This window comes from Vibrio aquaticus (assembly GCF_003970385.1).
Lineage (GTDB): Bacteria > Pseudomonadota > Gammaproteobacteria > Enterobacterales > Vibrionaceae > Vibrio > Vibrio aquaticus.
Window position 1 is genome coordinate 1 of sequence record NZ_RXZH01000012.1, and the last position, 15,397, is coordinate 15,397.

At 47.2% G+C, this 15,397-nt stretch carries 17 protein-coding genes; 8 read left to right on the forward strand and 9 right to left on the reverse strand.

Annotated features, from left to right (window positions below; all coding sequences use genetic code 11):
• Window positions 1–465 precede the first annotated feature (465 nt).
• Complete coding sequence (locus EJ063_RS18025) at window positions 466–1,014, forward strand: gamma carbonic anhydrase family protein (protein WP_126575702.1); 549 nt, start codon at window positions 466–468, stop codon at window positions 1,012–1,014.
• On the opposite strand, the gene EJ063_RS18030 is transcribed toward EJ063_RS18025, so the two are convergent.
• The 4 genes from EJ063_RS18030 to tsaC all read right to left on the reverse strand — a co-directional run bounded on the left by EJ063_RS18030 (window position 1,007) and on the right by tsaC (window position 3,677).
• Entirely contained in the window at window positions 1,007–1,273 is a 267-nt protein-coding gene (locus tag EJ063_RS18030) for a DUF1488 family protein (protein ID WP_126575703.1), read from the reverse strand. The two genes, EJ063_RS18025 and EJ063_RS18030, sit on opposite strands and share 8 nt — an antisense overlap.
• Window positions 1,273–2,106: a shikimate dehydrogenase gene (gene aroE, locus EJ063_RS18035; RefSeq protein ID WP_126575704.1), complete on the reverse strand. Its 834-nt coding sequence runs from the start codon at window positions 2,104–2,106 to the stop codon at window positions 1,273–1,275. Before aroE ends, EJ063_RS18030 begins: the two co-directional genes overlap by 1 nt.
• Before the next feature lie 75 nt (window positions 2,107–2,181).
• Window positions 2,182–3,099, reverse strand: coding sequence for an oxygen-dependent coproporphyrinogen oxidase (gene hemF, locus EJ063_RS18040; protein ID WP_126575705.1), 918 nt, complete (start codon window positions 3,097–3,099; stop codon window positions 2,182–2,184).
• 20 nt (window positions 3,100–3,119) lie between these two features.
• Complete coding sequence (gene tsaC, locus EJ063_RS18045) at window positions 3,120–3,677, reverse strand: L-threonylcarbamoyladenylate synthase type 1 TsaC (protein WP_126575706.1); 558 nt, start codon at window positions 3,675–3,677, stop codon at window positions 3,120–3,122.
• 192 nt (window positions 3,678–3,869) lie between these two features.
• On the opposite strand from tsaC, the gene purE reads away from it, so the two are divergent.
• Both purE and EJ063_RS18055 read left to right on the forward strand, forming a co-directional pair.
• Window positions 3,870–4,355: a 5-(carboxyamino)imidazole ribonucleotide mutase gene (gene purE, locus EJ063_RS18050; protein ID WP_004410971.1), complete on the forward strand. Its 486-nt coding sequence runs from the start codon at window positions 3,870–3,872 to the stop codon at window positions 4,353–4,355.
• A gap of 4 nt (window positions 4,356–4,359) precedes the next feature.
• Entirely contained in the window at window positions 4,360–5,493 is a 1,134-nt protein-coding gene (locus EJ063_RS18055; protein ID WP_126575707.1) for a 5-(carboxyamino)imidazole ribonucleotide synthase, read from the forward strand.
• A gap of 48 nt (window positions 5,494–5,541) precedes the next feature.
• Here EJ063_RS18055 and EJ063_RS18060 read toward each other — a convergent pair whose 3' ends face one another.
• From EJ063_RS18060 to EJ063_RS18075, 4 genes are read right to left on the reverse strand one after another with little or no spacing between them, the layout of a single operon-like run.
• Window positions 5,542–6,123: a DNA topoisomerase family protein gene (locus tag EJ063_RS18060; protein WP_126575708.1), complete on the reverse strand. Its 582-nt coding sequence runs from the start codon at window positions 6,121–6,123 to the stop codon at window positions 5,542–5,544.
• 14 nt (window positions 6,124–6,137) lie between these two features.
• A complete protein-coding gene (locus EJ063_RS18065) occupies window positions 6,138–6,617 on the reverse strand; it encodes a DUF494 family protein (protein WP_126575709.1) in 480 nt (159 codons plus the stop codon).
• A 2-nt stretch (window positions 6,618–6,619) separates the two neighbouring features.
• Window positions 6,620–7,738 carry a DNA-processing protein DprA gene (gene dprA, locus EJ063_RS18070; protein ID WP_126575710.1) on the reverse strand — a complete coding sequence of 373 codons (1,119 nt, stop codon included), beginning with the start codon at window positions 7,736–7,738 and terminating at the stop codon, window positions 6,620–6,622.
• The gene (locus EJ063_RS18075) at window positions 7,738–8,793 is read right to left on the reverse strand and encodes a LysM peptidoglycan-binding domain-containing protein (RefSeq protein ID WP_126575711.1); all 1,056 of its coding nucleotides are present in this window, start codon (window positions 8,791–8,793) and stop codon (window positions 7,738–7,740) included. Before EJ063_RS18075 ends, dprA begins: the two co-directional genes overlap by 1 nt.
• A 175-nt stretch (window positions 8,794–8,968) precedes the next feature.
• Between EJ063_RS18075 and def the strand changes: the two genes are divergently transcribed.
• The 5 genes from def (at window position 8,969) to EJ063_RS18100 (ending at window position 14,706) form a co-directional block, all read left to right on the forward strand.
• Window positions 8,969–9,490 (forward strand): peptide deformylase, encoded by a 522-nt coding sequence (gene def / locus EJ063_RS18080; RefSeq protein ID WP_208640376.1) that lies wholly within the window; start codon window positions 8,969–8,971, stop codon window positions 9,488–9,490.
• A gap of 27 nt (window positions 9,491–9,517) precedes the next feature.
• The gene (gene fmt, locus EJ063_RS18085; protein WP_126575713.1) at window positions 9,518–10,465 is read left to right on the forward strand and encodes a methionyl-tRNA formyltransferase; all 948 of its coding nucleotides are present in this window, start codon (window positions 9,518–9,520) and stop codon (window positions 10,463–10,465) included.
• Between the two features lie 69 nt (window positions 10,466–10,534).
• Window positions 10,535–11,815, forward strand: a complete 1,281-nt coding sequence (gene rsmB, locus EJ063_RS18090) for a 16S rRNA (cytosine(967)-C(5))-methyltransferase RsmB (protein WP_126575714.1) — start codon at window positions 10,535–10,537, stop codon at window positions 11,813–11,815.
• A gap of 17 nt (window positions 11,816–11,832) precedes the next feature.
• Complete coding sequence (trkA, locus tag EJ063_RS18095) at window positions 11,833–13,251, forward strand: Trk system potassium transporter TrkA (protein WP_279630385.1); 1,419 nt, start codon at window positions 11,833–11,835, stop codon at window positions 13,249–13,251.
• A 9-nt stretch (window positions 13,252–13,260) separates the two neighbouring features.
• Window positions 13,261–14,706, forward strand: a complete 1,446-nt coding sequence (locus EJ063_RS18100; RefSeq protein WP_126575716.1) for a TrkH family potassium uptake protein — start codon at window positions 13,261–13,263, stop codon at window positions 14,704–14,706.
• On the opposite strand, the gene trhA is transcribed toward EJ063_RS18100, so the two are convergent.
• Window positions 14,703–15,356 carry a PAQR family membrane homeostasis protein TrhA gene (trhA, locus tag EJ063_RS18105; protein WP_126575717.1) on the reverse strand — a complete coding sequence of 218 codons (654 nt, stop codon included), beginning with the start codon at window positions 15,354–15,356 and terminating at the stop codon, window positions 14,703–14,705. The genes EJ063_RS18100 and trhA overlap by 4 nt on opposite strands.
• Window positions 15,357–15,397 lie beyond the last annotated feature (41 nt).

Consider the following 15,397-nt stretch of genomic DNA (forward strand, 5'->3'; position numbering starts at 1 on the left):
GAACGATAATGAATTGACTGTGCCAAATAACCGAAGTTATTTGTATTGGTCACTCAGTTCATTGAAATCTTTGTGCTTATCGAAATAAGCTTTGGATTATCATCAACGAGTGCCCACACAGATTGATAGGTTTATATTGTTAAAGAGCGTTCTTCTTTGTGACTCACATCACTTCGGAAGAGGCGGTCATTTTAGCGAGATAAAGTTTAGTGTCAACCACTTTTTTCAAACTTATTTTCAAGCGTTTCCGCTTGGCTAATTGACCTTGCTAATTCGTTCTCGTTTCTTTCGAAGCGTTCCCGTGTCAGCGAGGGGGCATTATAGAGATCGCCATCACATTGGCAAGCCCTTTTTTCAGTTTTTTTTGATTTTTTTGCCGTTTGAGTATTTTCTATTCAAAACGAGCTATTTTCCTCACTTTTCTTAGCCTCTCCAGGCAAAAAACCCTCTATATAAGGAGAAAAAATGAGTTCTCTTAGAAGTTACAAAGGAATTTCCCCACAAATTGGGCAACGAGTCTATATAGATAGCAGCTCTGTTTTAGTCGGAGACATTAAGATAGGCGACGATTCGAGTATTTGGCCACTTGTCGCAGCCCGAGGAGATGTTAACCACATTCATATTGGCCAGCGAACCAATATCCAAGATGGCAGTGTTTTACACGTTACCCATAAGAATGCAGAAAACCCAGAAGGCTACCCTCTTATTATTGGTAACGATGTGACTATCGGCCACAAGGTGATGTTGCACGGCTGCATTATTGAAGACCGTGTACTCGTCGGGATGGGTGCGATCGTATTAGATGCAGCAGTAATAGAAGAAGAAGTCATGATTGGCGCAGGGAGTTTAGTGCCACCGGGAAAACGCTTGGAAAGTGGTTATCTGTATGTAGGTAGTCCAGTTAAACAAGCTCGTCCTCTTAACGACAAGGAACGAGCTTTCTTACAGAAGTCTGCAGACAACTATGTGCAGAATAAAGAAGACTACCTTCATGAGGTTAAAGCGGTTAACTAACTACCTCTATATTACCTTCTCCATTGAACTCTTCTTCTTCAATGAGTTCTTCAGCAAGCTCTTCAAGATCAAATCGATATTGTGAAAAGACTTCCAGGGCTTGCTGTTCGTTCTTTATATCCTGCCCCGACAGCTGTTTCAGTTCATTCATGCTCACTAGACATTGAATTAGCGCACCTGATTGTTGCGCCGGAAAGAGAACGGCTTGTTTCTCTTCATCCCATGTTTGTATGTCTGGGAATAAGATCGATTGATTCATTACAATCCCTCTAGGTTCTTTCTTAACTCACGTAAAATTTGTTTGGTACCTGGTCTTAAGCCACGCCAAAGCATAAAACTTTCTGCCGCTTGGCCAACGAGCATCCCAAGCCCATCATAAGCGTGAGCAACACCATTATCTGTTGCCCATTGATTAAAGGTTGTTTGACCTGACCCATACATCATATCGTAGGCAGAAGTTTGGGGGGTGAATATAGTTGAGGAAATAGCAGGAAGCTCGCCACTCAAACTTGCAGAAGTCGAGTTAATGACAACATCAAACCCTTCTTGAATATCAGACATTGCCGCAGCTCGAACCGAGCCATAAGGTGCGAACATGTCAGCTAACTGTTCAGCTTTAGATAAAGTGCGATTGGTAATGACAATTTCTTGAGGTTGTTGATCGAGCAATGGCTTAACCACGCCGCGGGCTGCGCCACCAGCCCCAATAAGTAAGATACGCGCTCCTTTCAATGGGACTGAGTATTGAAGAAGGTCTTGAACTAAACCTTCACCATCAGTGTTATCACCAATGATCTCACCATCATCCAATTTTTTAAGCGTATTCACCGCGCCAGCCAACTGAGCTCTTTCGGTTAGTCTGGTGGCAAATTGGTAAGCATCTTCTTTGAAAGGCACAGTCACGTTACACCCCTTCCCTCCCGTAGAGAAAAAGTGCTTCGCTGAGCTGGTAAATTCATCAACAGGCGCTAACTCAGCAGTATAAGTCATCGGCTGATTAGTTTGTCTTGCAAATAGCGTATGAATGAAAGGGGATTTGCTATGTCCAATCGGATTACCAAAAACGGCATAACGGTCTATTTGCTGTGTCATATCCTTACCTACAGAAATTAAAAAGGGCCAGTGCTATCTACTGACCCTATCACTATCTATATATTGAAGAAAGCCTTACCACTCTCTTGGTTTAAGGTAGTGATCATACAACTCAGCTTCTGGGGAACCCGGCTCCACTTGATATGAATATTCCCATCGAGCAAGAGGAGGCATGGACATTAGAATCGACTCTGTTCGTCCACCACTTTGAAGACCAAACAAGGTGCCACGATCATAAACTAAGTTAAACTCGACATAGCGACCTCGACGATATAGCTGGAACTGGCGCTCTCGCTCACCGTACTCGGTCGCTTTACGACGCTCTACAATCGGAATGTACGCTTCGGTATAACCTTCACCGACCGCTTTTATGTAGTCGAAACACTTATCAAACTCCCAGTGATTTAGATCATCGAAAAATAAACCGCCGACACCACGTGTTTCATCACGATGAGGAAGGTAGAAGTATTTATCACACCACTCTTTGTGCTCTGGGTAGACTTCACTACCAAATGGCGCACAAACTTCTTTAGCCGTGTTGTGCCAGTATTGAGCATCTTCTTCAAAAGGATAAAACGGCGTGAGATCAAAGCCACCACCAAACCACCAAATTGGTGCTTCACCGTCTTTTTCTGCAATAAAGAAGCGAACATTCGCATGAGAGGTCGGGACATAAGGGTTGTTTGGGTGCATAACTAAAGACACACCCATCGCTTCAAAGCGGCGTCCAGCGAGTTCTGGACGATGCGCTGTTGCTGATGCAGGCATTTCTTTACCTTGAACATGAGAGAAGTTAACCCCTCCTTGCTCAAACACGGCGCCCTCTTTCATTACTCGTGTGCGACCGCCACCACCAAGTCTTTCTCCGGGTTCACGGTGCCATTCGTCTTCGACAAATACCGCTTTTCCATCCACTTGCTCTAATTGTTGGCAAATAGAATCTTGAAGCGTCATTAAAAATTGTTTTACTGCTGACTTATCAATCGCTGACATTCGACTTCCTTAACGCAGGCTTAACCCTGTCTTAATACTTGTGAGCTTCTTGCATCTCGAATTTCACTTGGGCTCAATCGCCCTCCAGTAGCACCCTCTAGCACCGCAACTAACCGGTCACCAAGACAGGCATATACCTGCTCTGTCGTCATGCAGGGTGGTTCACCCGTGAGATTCGCGCTGGTAGAGGTTAACGGCTTTCCAAAAGCATTACACATCTTTTGTACTAAAGGATGATCAGTCACACGCACGGCAATCGAATCGTGTTGGCCAGAGATCCAAGCCGAGACTTTTTCACTGCATGGCATTATCCAAGTAACCGGGCCAGGCCAAGTGTTTTTCACTGTGTTGAGCTGCGCTTGAGTTAACGCGGACTCGTCAATATAAGGCAGTAACTGTTCATAGTTCGCGGCAACTAAGATCAGCCCTTTCTCTTTCGGCCGTTGCTTTAACTTAAGTAACTTTTTGATAGCCGAGTCATTATCAGGGTCACACCCTACGCCGAAGACACCTTCTGTTGGGTAGGCAATGACTTCACCTTGCTGTAATGCAGAGAGTGCCTGTTCAAAATTGCTCACACATGCATCCTATTCGTTGACCGTTTCGACTAAGTGTACAAACAATCACTGACTGTGACTAAAGCAATTTTATGCGGATTGTTAGTTGAGCGATTGAAACCTGACGCAAACGTTTGCTTACTAGTAAAATCCCCGTATAATGCGCTCAGATTATTTGCTCACCAGTTCTAAGCAGCTTTGAAGGAGTTTGAGATGAAAGTCGGTATCATCATGGGTTCTAAGTCAGATTGGCCAACAATGAAACTAGCAGCAGAAATGCTAGATAGATTCGGTGTTGAGTACGAAACTAAAGTCGTCTCTGCACACCGCACTCCTCAACTTCTTGCTGACTATGCAACAAGTGCTAAAGAGCGAGGCCTGAAAGTGATCATCGCTGGCGCTGGCGGTGCCGCTCACCTTCCAGGCATGGCTGCAGCCTTTACTTCTTTGCCAGTACTTGGCGTTCCCGTTCAATCTCGCGCTTTAAGCGGTTTGGATTCTCTTTACTCTATCGTTCAAATGCCAAAGGGCATCGCGGTAGGCACGCTTGCTATTGGTGAAGCTGGTGCAGCTAACGCGGGTATTCTCGCGGCACAAATCCTTGGTACTCATGATGAAGAAGTGATGGCTAAGGTAGAAGCGTTCCGCAGTGAGCAAACTGAAACTGTATTAGCTAACCCGAATCCAGCTGAGGACTAATACCATGCATGTATTAGTGCTAGGCGCCGGCCAACTCGCTCGCATGATGTCGTTAGCAGGTGCTCCACTTAACCTTGAAATCTCAGCCTACGATGTGGGCAGTAAGGACATCGTTCATCCGCTAACTCAGGCCGTGATCGGTCACGGTTTAGAAAATGCGATTGCTCAAGCTGACGTCATTACGGCTGAGTTTGAACATATCCCTCATGACATTCTTGAGGTGTGCGAGCAAAGTGGCAAATTCCTTCCATCGACCGAGGCCATCAAGGCCGGTGGCGATCGCCGCATTGAAAAAGCGTTACTCGATGATGCGGATGTACGTAATGCCAAATATTATGTCATCCACTCTCGTGAAGATTTTGACCATGCTATCAACCACGTCGGTATTCCTATGGTGCTGAAGAGCGCACTGGGTGGATACGATGGAAAAGGTCAGTGGCGACTAAAAGACGCCAATCAGGCAGACGCAATCTGGGCGGAAATGGCCGAGTGTATTGCAGCCAGTGACAACCAAGCGATCGTTGCCGAAGAGTTTGTCCCATTTAACCGCGAAGTCTCTCTGGTTGGCGCTCGTGGCAAAGATGGCAGTGTTGCTGTTTATCCACTTGCTGAAAATGTTCATACCAACGGTGTACTCACACTATCGACGGCGATTGCTGATACTGAACTGCAAGAACAAGCAAAAGCAATGTTCACTGCGGTGGCCAATAAGCTCGACTATGTTGGCGTTTTGGCGCTCGAGTTTTTTGATGTTGATGGCACTCTCTTGGTCAACGAAATCGCACCACGAGTTCATAACTCGGGCCACTGGACTCAACAAGGTGCAGAAACCTGTCAGTTTGAGAACCACTTACGTGCAGTATGTGGCCTACCGTTAGGCTCTACTAAGCTGATTCGTTCAACCTCTATGATCAATATTCTTGGTGAAGACACATTACCGCAAGAGGTATTGAAAATGGATGGTTGCCATATCCACTGGTATGGCAAAGAAAAACGTGCCGGTCGTAAAATGGGCCATATCAATGTTTGTGGTGACTACAACGGCGAGCTACAACGTAAACTGTGTGCTTTAGCAGAAAGCTTAGACAAAGAAGCCTTTCCAGCAGTCCATGAGTTTGCTGCTAACTTCTCTGAATAATTCAGATTCAATGCCATAAAAAACGGCGCCTATGCGCCGTTTTTTCGTTTAACTTTGTTGTATATGGTGACACTTCCTGTCCGCGCATTGCTGCTTAACGCCACTGGCGAGTTTCTTCTCGACCAAAAGTGGATAACCGCACTTTTCACAACTGCCCGACACCGGCGGTAAATTAACGGCAAACTTACACTTGGGGTAGTTGTCGCATGCATAGAACAACTTACCAAAGCGTGTTTTGCGCTCAACTAGCTGCCCTTCGCTGCACTCTGGACATGAGTGCGACTCTGGTTTCTGCTCTTCTTTCGGCTGATCCAGTGATTCTATATGGTGACATTCAGGATAGTGACTACAACCAATGAACATGCCATAGCGACCTTGGCGTAACACCAGTTCATTGCCACACTCAGGGCAAGGCACACCAAGCTCTTTGACAATGTGACCGTCATTTTGATGAAGCGGTTTAATAAAGTCGCAAGTAGGGTATTGGTTACAACCAAGGAAAGGGCCATGTTTACCGTGGCGCAGTTGAAGTTCACCTTCTCGCTGCTCGCCTTGGCATTTAGGACATGATTGATGTTCCAACGCATGTTCATGCGCTGAAAACAAACTGTGGTCAATCTTACTACTCATATCAACTCAGAAGATTAGTGGAGAATACCTTGCTCTTTGGTATACAGCAGCTCTTCCATAAGCGTATAAGCATTTTCATTGCCCGGCACGTTAAATAGCACCATTAAGACAATCCATTTCAAGTCATCTAACTCAAACTCGTCTGTTTCGAGCCCCATGATACGGTCTACAACCATTTCACGAGTTTCTGTTGTTAGAACATTGACCTGCTCAAGAAAAGTTAGAAAGCCACGACATTCAATCGATAGACGCTCACACTCTTTCGTCGTGTAAATACGCGTTGAGTTCGAAGTGCTGCACACTGAGATCGCCGAGTGAGTTTCACTTTGCTGCAGTGCTGCAAGCTCTTCTAGCCAGACAAGGGCTTTGTAAATGTCTTTTTGATGAAAGCCAGCGCGAAGTAATTCGTCTTCTAACTCATCTTGATTGACTTGTAACTCTGCATCGCTATGGATGTAAGTCTCGAATAGATACATTAGGATATCCATCATCATAGCTAGCCCCTCCCCTTTCGAATATAGCCACCGGAAACTGCAACAACATGCCCTAGAAGCTCAAGCTCTAAGAGCTGCATCATGACTTCCTGCACAGGTATATTGGTCCTGCTAGCAAGAATATCAACTGGTGTAGCCTCACTTCCTACGTTAGCTAACAGCAAAGGAAATGGCAATTCTTCTTTACTCTCTATTTTCTCAAATAGATCAGTTTGTATAGGCGGCTTATTCTCATTAGACCAAGATCGCAGCGATTCTATTTCATCCATGATGTCCTTCACCGAAAGCACCAAACAAGCCCCCTGCTTTATCAGCAGGTTACCTCCTCTCGCACTGGCTTGGTGAAAGGAGCCAGGAAGAGCAAAGACCTCTCGACCTTGCTCAATAGCATAACGAGCCGTGATCAATGAGCCGCTCTTCTCTGCGGCTTCAATCACGAGAACACCAAGAGACAATCCACTAATGATTCGGTTACGGCGAGGAAAATGATCCGCTTTAGGTTTCGCCAACGGGTGGAACTCTGACACCAATGCTCCGCCCTGAGCAACAATGCGATCTGCCAACAAGCGATGACGGGCAGGATAAATCGTTTTAAGCCCACACCCTAAGACAGCAAAGGTTTTACCCCCGCCTTGTAGAGCGCCATCATGAGCGTAACCATCAACACCAAGCGCTAGCCCGCTCGTCACCACCAAATCATTTTCCGCTAACTCACGCCCAAACAGCCTTGCACTGTCAAGACCATCAATACTGGCATTACGGCTACCGACTATCGCGACTTGAGGGGAAGACAAAGACTCAGCATCTCCTTTAACAAACAGAATAGGAGGTGAGCTATCGGCTTGCTTCAGGAGCTCAGGATAGCGGACATCATTTGAGGGAATAATATGGTGATTGGGCGATTGTTCAAGCCAGTCAAAGCACTGTTCGACCTCTTTCGCTGAGGTTCGGTGAAGATAATGGATTTCTTTATCTGAGAAGCCCATTGCATGAAGCTGATCAGGGTGGGAGTCGAGGATGTTGGAGGGAGACTCTACCTCAAGTAAACGGGTGAACGTTTTGGGCCCGACTCGGGGAGTAAAGTAAAGAGCTAACCAAGCAGCTAACTCTTTGTCTTGCATTACTGCGCACCCGCTACAGGCTGAGGCGCAATCACTTTTGTATCCAGAGCTACGGGCTGTTTGCTCTCGGTAATAAGGGCTAAACTGAAGTGTTGATAAGGACGGATGATCATTAGATTACCAATATGGGTATCAGGGAACTGAGCACCCTTTTCGAGTTCTTTATCAAGAGAAGTATCGATATCGGCCCCTTGCTGATAGAGCTCAAACATATTGCCTTGGGCCAAATCATCGCTACTACCACGGTTCAAAACCACCACTTGGTTTTCACCCACATAATTCGTGCCTTCAATCGTGCCAAGAATATCGGCAAAAGAGCCTTGAGAAGAGGGAGTTGGATGGAAGGTAGTAGAAAGTTCAGCTATTTCACCTTCAACAATCGGTAAAGCAATGTCATTGACCAAGATCTCTTGAACTTGATGAGTCACGCTTAAGCTGGTCATCTTGTCATTCACGTCAACTCGCTCAGCCGTAGCAATGCGTTTTAGCGCGACGACAACATGCTCCCCACGAGTGAATGTCTCCATTTGGCGATAGATTCCCCAATTCGCTTGAGACTGCACACCTGAGATATAAAGCTGCTCTTGCTGCGTCAAATATTGCCTTCCGTTACTGGAACCTAACACTTTAGAACTCTGTTTTAGCTTTTGTTCACTGAGCAGTCGGTCTGATTCTAGGTAGGGGACCACCAGCTCTTCTAGCACGGTTGGAATCGGCTGTTTCTCAGCGACGCGTATTTTAGGGCTCAGTTTCTTCATTGATTTTCGGCTCAATACCGGCTGGCCATTTTTCCAAATCAAACTTAAGCGATCGCCCGGATAAATAAGGTGAGGGTTTTCAATTTCCGGGTTTACCTGCCACAACCTTGGCCATAACCAAGGGCTATCAAGGTAAAGCGCGGAGATATCCCATAAAGTATCGCCTTTGACGACCGTATAGGTGCTCGGCGCATCTTTTTTAATGGTGAGTGGTTGCGACTCTTCACTGGCATTACTTATAAAAGAGGTAAGCAGTAAACCAATGAAAAGCGTGGGGTACTTCAATAAACGTAACATAGCCAATCCCTGACAATCATTAAAACCCTTAGCCAACTTCTCTGTTTCGTCTTGTTCCATGCGAGAGAAGCTGTTCAAAAAGCCGCATTGATGCTGTCATTTGCCATATAAAATGTCTAGAATTGAGCCAACGAGGTTTATCCTGATTCGGCACAGTTCAACATTTCGAGTGTATATGTCTGTATTACAAGTATTAACATTCCCAGATGATCGTCTTCGCACCGTGGCAAAGCCAGTAGCGGAAGTGACTCCTGAGATTCAAAAGTTCGTTGATGACATGATTGAAACCATGTACGACGAAGAAGGTATTGGTCTGGCAGCAACCCAGGTTGATTTCCATCAACGTATTGTTGTTATCGATGTTTCTGAGACTCGCGACGAGCCTATGGTTCTGATCAACCCAGAAATCATTGAGAAGCGCGGTGAAGACGGCATTGAAGAAGGCTGTCTGTCTGTTCCTGGCGCTCGTGCGGAAGTAATGCGTGCAGCGGAAGTCACCGTCAAAGCACTTAACCGTGACGGTGAAGAGTTCACCTTTGAAGCGGATGACTTACTGGCTATCTGTGTTCAGCACGAACTTGATCATTTAGAAGGCAAACTGTTTGTTGATTACCTTTCGCCTCTAAAGCGTAAGCGCATTCAAGACAAGCTGGCTAAGATCAAACGCTTCAACGAGAAGAACGCGAACAAAGCCTAACCGCTAATCAATTAGAAGGAAGGTACCTTGAGCAAACCTTTGAAAATCGTTTTTGCTGGTACTCCGGATTTCGCCGCCCGTCACTTGGCGGCGTTGTTGTCTTCGGAGCATGAAGTTATCGCTGTTTATACGCAGCCAGATCGCCCAGCAGGCCGCGGCAAGAAACTGACTGCCAGCCCAGTGAAACACATTGCCCTAGAGCACAACATTCCCGTTTACCAACCTGAGAACTTTAAGTCAGACGAAGCAAAACAAGAGCTTGCTGATCTCAACGCTGACCTCATGGTTGTAGTGGCTTACGGTCTGCTGCTTCCTCAAGCGGTGCTTGATACGCCAAAACTTGGCTGTATCAACGTTCACGGTTCAATCTTACCTCGCTGGCGTGGCGCGGCTCCAATTCAACGTTCTATTTGGGCGGGTGATAAAGAGACCGGCGTGACCATCATGCAGATGGACATCGGCCTTGATACTGGCGATATGCTGAGTATTGCGACTTTGCCTATCGAAGCGACTGATACCAGCGCCACTATGTATGAGAAGTTGGCAGAGCTTGGCCCTGACGCTTTAGTTGAGTGTTTAGCGGATATTGCTGACGGCAAAGCCGTGCCTGAAAAGCAAGATGATGAGCTAGCAAACTACGCTAAAAAGCTCAGCAAAGAAGAAGCGCGTATCAACTGGGCAGATGATGCTGAACATATCGAGCGCTGCGTTCGTGCCTTCAACCCTTGGCCAATGAGCCACTTTGAGGCGGCTGAAAACAGCATCAAAGTATGGCAAAGCCGTGTTGATGATCAAACAACGACTCAGCCTGCAGGTACGATTCTGCAAGCGGACAAAACTGGCATCTACGTGGCAACAGGCAACGGCGTGCTGGTTCTAGAGCAACTGCAAGTACCCGGCAAAAAAGCAATGCCAGTTCAAGATATCCTGAACTCACGCGCAAGCTGGTTTGAAGTTGGTTCTCAACTGATTTAATTTTTCTCCCGATAGGGAAACGTACATTTTGAGGGTGGAGACACCCTCCCTTTATTTAAGGTATTCAACATGAATGTTCGCGCAGCTGCTGCAAACGTCCTTTTCCAAGTGGTCGATAAAGGCCAATCTCTTTCACACGCATTACCTGCGGCGCAAAAAACCATCAGACCAAGAGACCACGCACTCTTACAAGAGATCTGTTACGGCGCTCTGCGTTACTTGCCTCGCTTAGAGTCTATCGCTAATGAGCTGATGGATAATCCGTTGAAAGGGAAAAAGCGTGTTTTCCACCACTTGATCCTAGTTGGCCTGTACCAACTGAGTTTCATGCGTATTCCAGCACATGCGGCAGTAGCGGAAACCGTAGAGGGCACCAAGACGTTGAAAGGCCCAAGCCTACGCGGTCTGATCAATGCAGTTTTACGCAGTTACCTGCGTGAACAAGAAGAGCTGGATGAGAAAGCCGTTAGCCACAACGCGGGCAAATATGGTCACCCAAATTGGTTGCTGAACATGCTGCGCGAGAGCTACCCAGAACAATGGGAACAGTTGGTCGAAGCGAACAACAGCAAAGCGCCAATGTGGCTGCGTGTTAACCGCCAACACCATACTCGTGATGAATATCTAGAACTGCTGAAAGATGCAAACATTGAATTCAGCATTCACCCAGAAGCAGCCGATGCCATAAAATTGGCTTCACCTTGTGACGTCACGCTTCTACCCGGTTTCGACCGTGGTTGGGTTTCAGTCCAAGATGCAGCAGCTCAGCTGTCTGTAAACTACTTGCAGCCACAAGATGGTGAGCTGATTCTTGATTGTTGTGCAGCGCCAGGCGGTAAAACAGCACACATTTTAGAGCATACAGAAGACACTGAAGTGGTTGCGATTGACTGTGATGCCAAGCGTCTTGATCGTGTCTACGATAACCTAGAACGCCTGCAATTACGTGCCGATGTGATTTGTGGTGACGCTCGTTACCCGCAAGAGTGGTGGACAGGCGAGAAGTTTGACCGCATTCTGCTGGATGCGCCATGTTCAGCGACCGGTGTTATTCGCCGCCACCCTGATATTAAATGGCTACGCAGAGCGAACGACATCGATGCGTTGGCAGAACTGCAGAGCGAAATCATGGATGCGATGTGGGGACAATTGAAAGCCGGCGGCACCATGGTGTACGCAACTTGCTCAATCACGCCACAGGAAAACGTGCTACAAGTGAAAGCATTCCTTGAACGTACCAGTAATGCAACCTTGGTCGGCTCTGACATTGAACATCCTGGCCGCCAAATTTTACCTGGTGAAGAGGACATGGACGGCTTCTACTATGCCGTCTTAACCAAGAACGCATAAATAATAAGGCGGTGACAATATTTGTCGCCGCCTTTTCAGTAGTTAGACGAGAGAAACCTATGAAAATCATCATTCTTGGTGCAGGTCAGGTTGGCGGCACACTGGCAGAAAACCTCGTTGGTGAAAACAACGACATCACCATCGTAGACCGAAACAGCGATCGGCTGCGTGAACTGCAAGACAAATACGACTTGCGTGTAGTCAACGGCTACGCAAGCCACCCAGACGTCCTGCGCGAGGCCGGTGCTCAAGATGCCGATATGTTGGTTGCTGTAACCAATATGGATGAAACCAACATGGCCGCCTGTCAGGTTGCCTTTTCTCTGTTTAACACCCCTAACCGAATTGCTCGTATTCGTTCTCCGCAATATTTATCGGAAAAAGAAGCCCTATTCCAATCCGGTGCGGTGCCCGTCGATCACCTTATCGCGCCAGAAGAACTCGTAACAAGCTACATCGAGCGCCTCATCCAATATCCTGGCGCACTGCAGGTTGTGAGCTTTGCCGAACAGAAAGTCAGCCTAGTAGCAGTAAAAGCTTACTATGGTGGCCCACTAGTAGGTAATGCGCTTTCTGCTCTGCGTGAGCATATGCCACATATTGATACCCGTGTGGCGGCGATTTTCCGCCAAGGCCGTCCTATTCGCCCACAAGGCACGACCATTATTGAAGCCGATGATGAAGTGTTCTTCGTAGCAGCAAGTAACCACATTCGCTCGGTAATGAGTGAGCTACAACGTCTAGAGAAACCTTACCGCCGCATCATGATTGTCGGTGGTGGTAACATCGGTGCTAGCCTTGCTCGCCGATTAGAACAGTCTTACAGCGTTAAGCTAATTGAACGCAGTTACCAACGCGCTGAAAAACTCTCAGAAGAACTAGAGAACACCATCGTTTTCTGTGGCGATGCCGCAGACCAAGAACTGCTGGTTGAAGAGAACATCGACCAGGTTGATGTGTTTATTGCTCTTACCAACGAAGATGAAACCAACATCATGTCTGCGATGCTGGCAAAACGCATGGGCGCCAAAAAGGTAATGGTGCTTATCCAGCGTGGTGCTTACGTTGATTTGGTACAAGGCGGCGTGATTGACGTGGCGATTTCTCCACAACAAGCGACCATCTCTGCCCTTTTGACCCACGTTCGCCGCGCCGACATTGTTAACGTATCATCATTACGCCGAGGCGCTGCCGAAGCAATCGAAGCGATTGCTCACGGTGACGAAACCACCTCTAAAGTGGTTGGCCGAGCGATTGGCGACATCAAGCTGCCACCGGGTACCACCATTGGTGCGATTGTACGTGGTGAAGAAGTCCTGATTGCGCATGATAGAACCGTTATCGAGCAAGATGACCACGTTGTCATGTTCCTTGTCGACAAAAAATACGTACCTGATGTCGAAGCGCTATTCCAACCGAGTCCGTTCTTCCTGTAAGGCTCCTTTATGGTCAATTTTCGTCCCGTACTATTTGTAATAGGGTTGGTGCTCTCTAAGCTCGCCCTATTTATGTACGTTCCGACTGCGGTTGCCTTTATCACAGGTACCGCAGGTTTTCTTGAGTTTGGGCAAGCGGTCATCATTACGCACCTTGCGGCGTTTCTCTGTCTCACGCTAGGGCGAACCAAGTCTTTCAAACTCAGTGTTCGGGATATGTTCCTGATCACCAGCTTAGTGTGGATGATTGCCAGTGCCTTTGCGGCGCTGCCGTTTGTTTTTATCAACCATATCAGCTTCACCGATGCCTACTTCGAAACCATGTCAGGGATTACCACCACGGGTTCTACGGTACTCAGTGGCTTAGATAATATGGCGCCGAGCATTCTGCTATGGCGCAGCATCTTACAGTGGCTTGGTGGGATTGGCTTTATCGTTATGGCGGTTGCGGTACTGCCGATGCTCAACGTAGGTGGTATGAAGCTGTTCCATACCGAATCGTCCGATTGGTCAGATAAGAGTAGCCCAAGAGCAAAAACGGTCGCTAAGAATATCGTCGTGGTCTATTTGGTGCTCACTGGTCTCTGCATGCTTGGCTACCTAGCAACCGGCATGACATTGTTTGAAGCCATCAACCATGCCTTTACCACGCTCTCTACTGGTGGCTATTCCACTTCTGACGGGTCAATGAACCACTTTGCTAACTCGGCACACTGGATTGCTACCCTGTTTATGTTCTTGGGTGGCCTGCCCTTCTTGCTGTTTGTCGCCGCCATGCGAAAACGCCGACTCGATCAGCTGATCAATGATGCCCAAGTGCGAGGCTTCACTTATCTGTTTTTGGTTAGCAGCGTGATTATCTCGGCTTGGCTGGTGATTCGTGATGGCTACACAGTGCTGGATGCGCTGCGAGTATCGATGTTCAACATCGTTTCAGTGGTCACTACGACAGGGTTTGGCTTAGAAGATTTTACCGCTTGGGGCGCACTGCCAACGACGCTGTTTGCCTTCTTGATGATGGCGGGCGCATGTTCAGGTTCAACGTCTGGCGGCATCAAAATCTTCCGCTTTCAGATTGCGATTACTCTGCTCAACAAACAGATGATGAAGCTTATCCACCCGTCAGGTGTATTTGTTCAACGCTACAATCAACGACCAGTGAATGATGACATCGTCCGCTCAGTAGTCGCTTTCGGTTTAACCTTCTTTATCACTATTATCGTGATTGCAGGTGGCCTAAGTGCCATGGGGTTAGACCCAATTACCAGTATCTCAGGTGCGATTACAGCCGTTGCTAACGTTGGCCCAGGCATGGGTAGCGTCATTGGCCCAACGGGTAACTTCGCTCCTTTGCCTGACGCCGCTAAATGGCTACTAAGCTTAGGTATGTTGATGGGTCGACTGGAAATTCTGACCTTGTTAGTGCTATTTTTCCCCGCTTTCTGGCGACGCTAAACCGGATCAACGTAGAGATAGATAGCAAAGAAATGGCAAGCGCATCCGGCTAATACAAATCCATGCCAAATTGCATGATTGTAAGGGATGCGCTTCATGACATAGAACACCACACCCAGCGAATAAATCACGCCACCAGCGGCCAATAAGGTTAGCCCTTCTACCGACAGGTTCATTGCGAGTTGGTAAATCACAATCAAAGATAGCCAACCCATCGTCAGATAAGTCACCAGTGATAGCTTTTTAAAGCGATAGACGAAGGCTAACTTCATCACAATCCCAAATAACGCAATGCCCCAAATTACCGCCATCAGTCCGATAGCCAATGGCGTTCTTAATGTGACAAGCAAGAAAGGGGTATAACTGCCAGCAATCAGTAAGTAGATGGCGCAGTGATCAAAGGTTTTTAACGCACGCTTCGCGCGAGGATTAGGAATGGCGTGATAAAGCGTCGAGGCAAGAAATAGCAGAATCATGCTGCCGCCATAAACACTCATACTGACAATCGTCATTGTGTCGGCATTGTGCTGAGAAGCCTTGGTGAGCAGTAAGACTAAACCAACAATACTAAGTAGCATGCCTAACGCATGAGTCAACGTATTAGCGAACTCTTCTTTTACACTGTATTCGGCAGCAGGATGGGTAGGCATGCGTGTCACACTCTTGAGTAAATTGGAACAATTACTCAAGA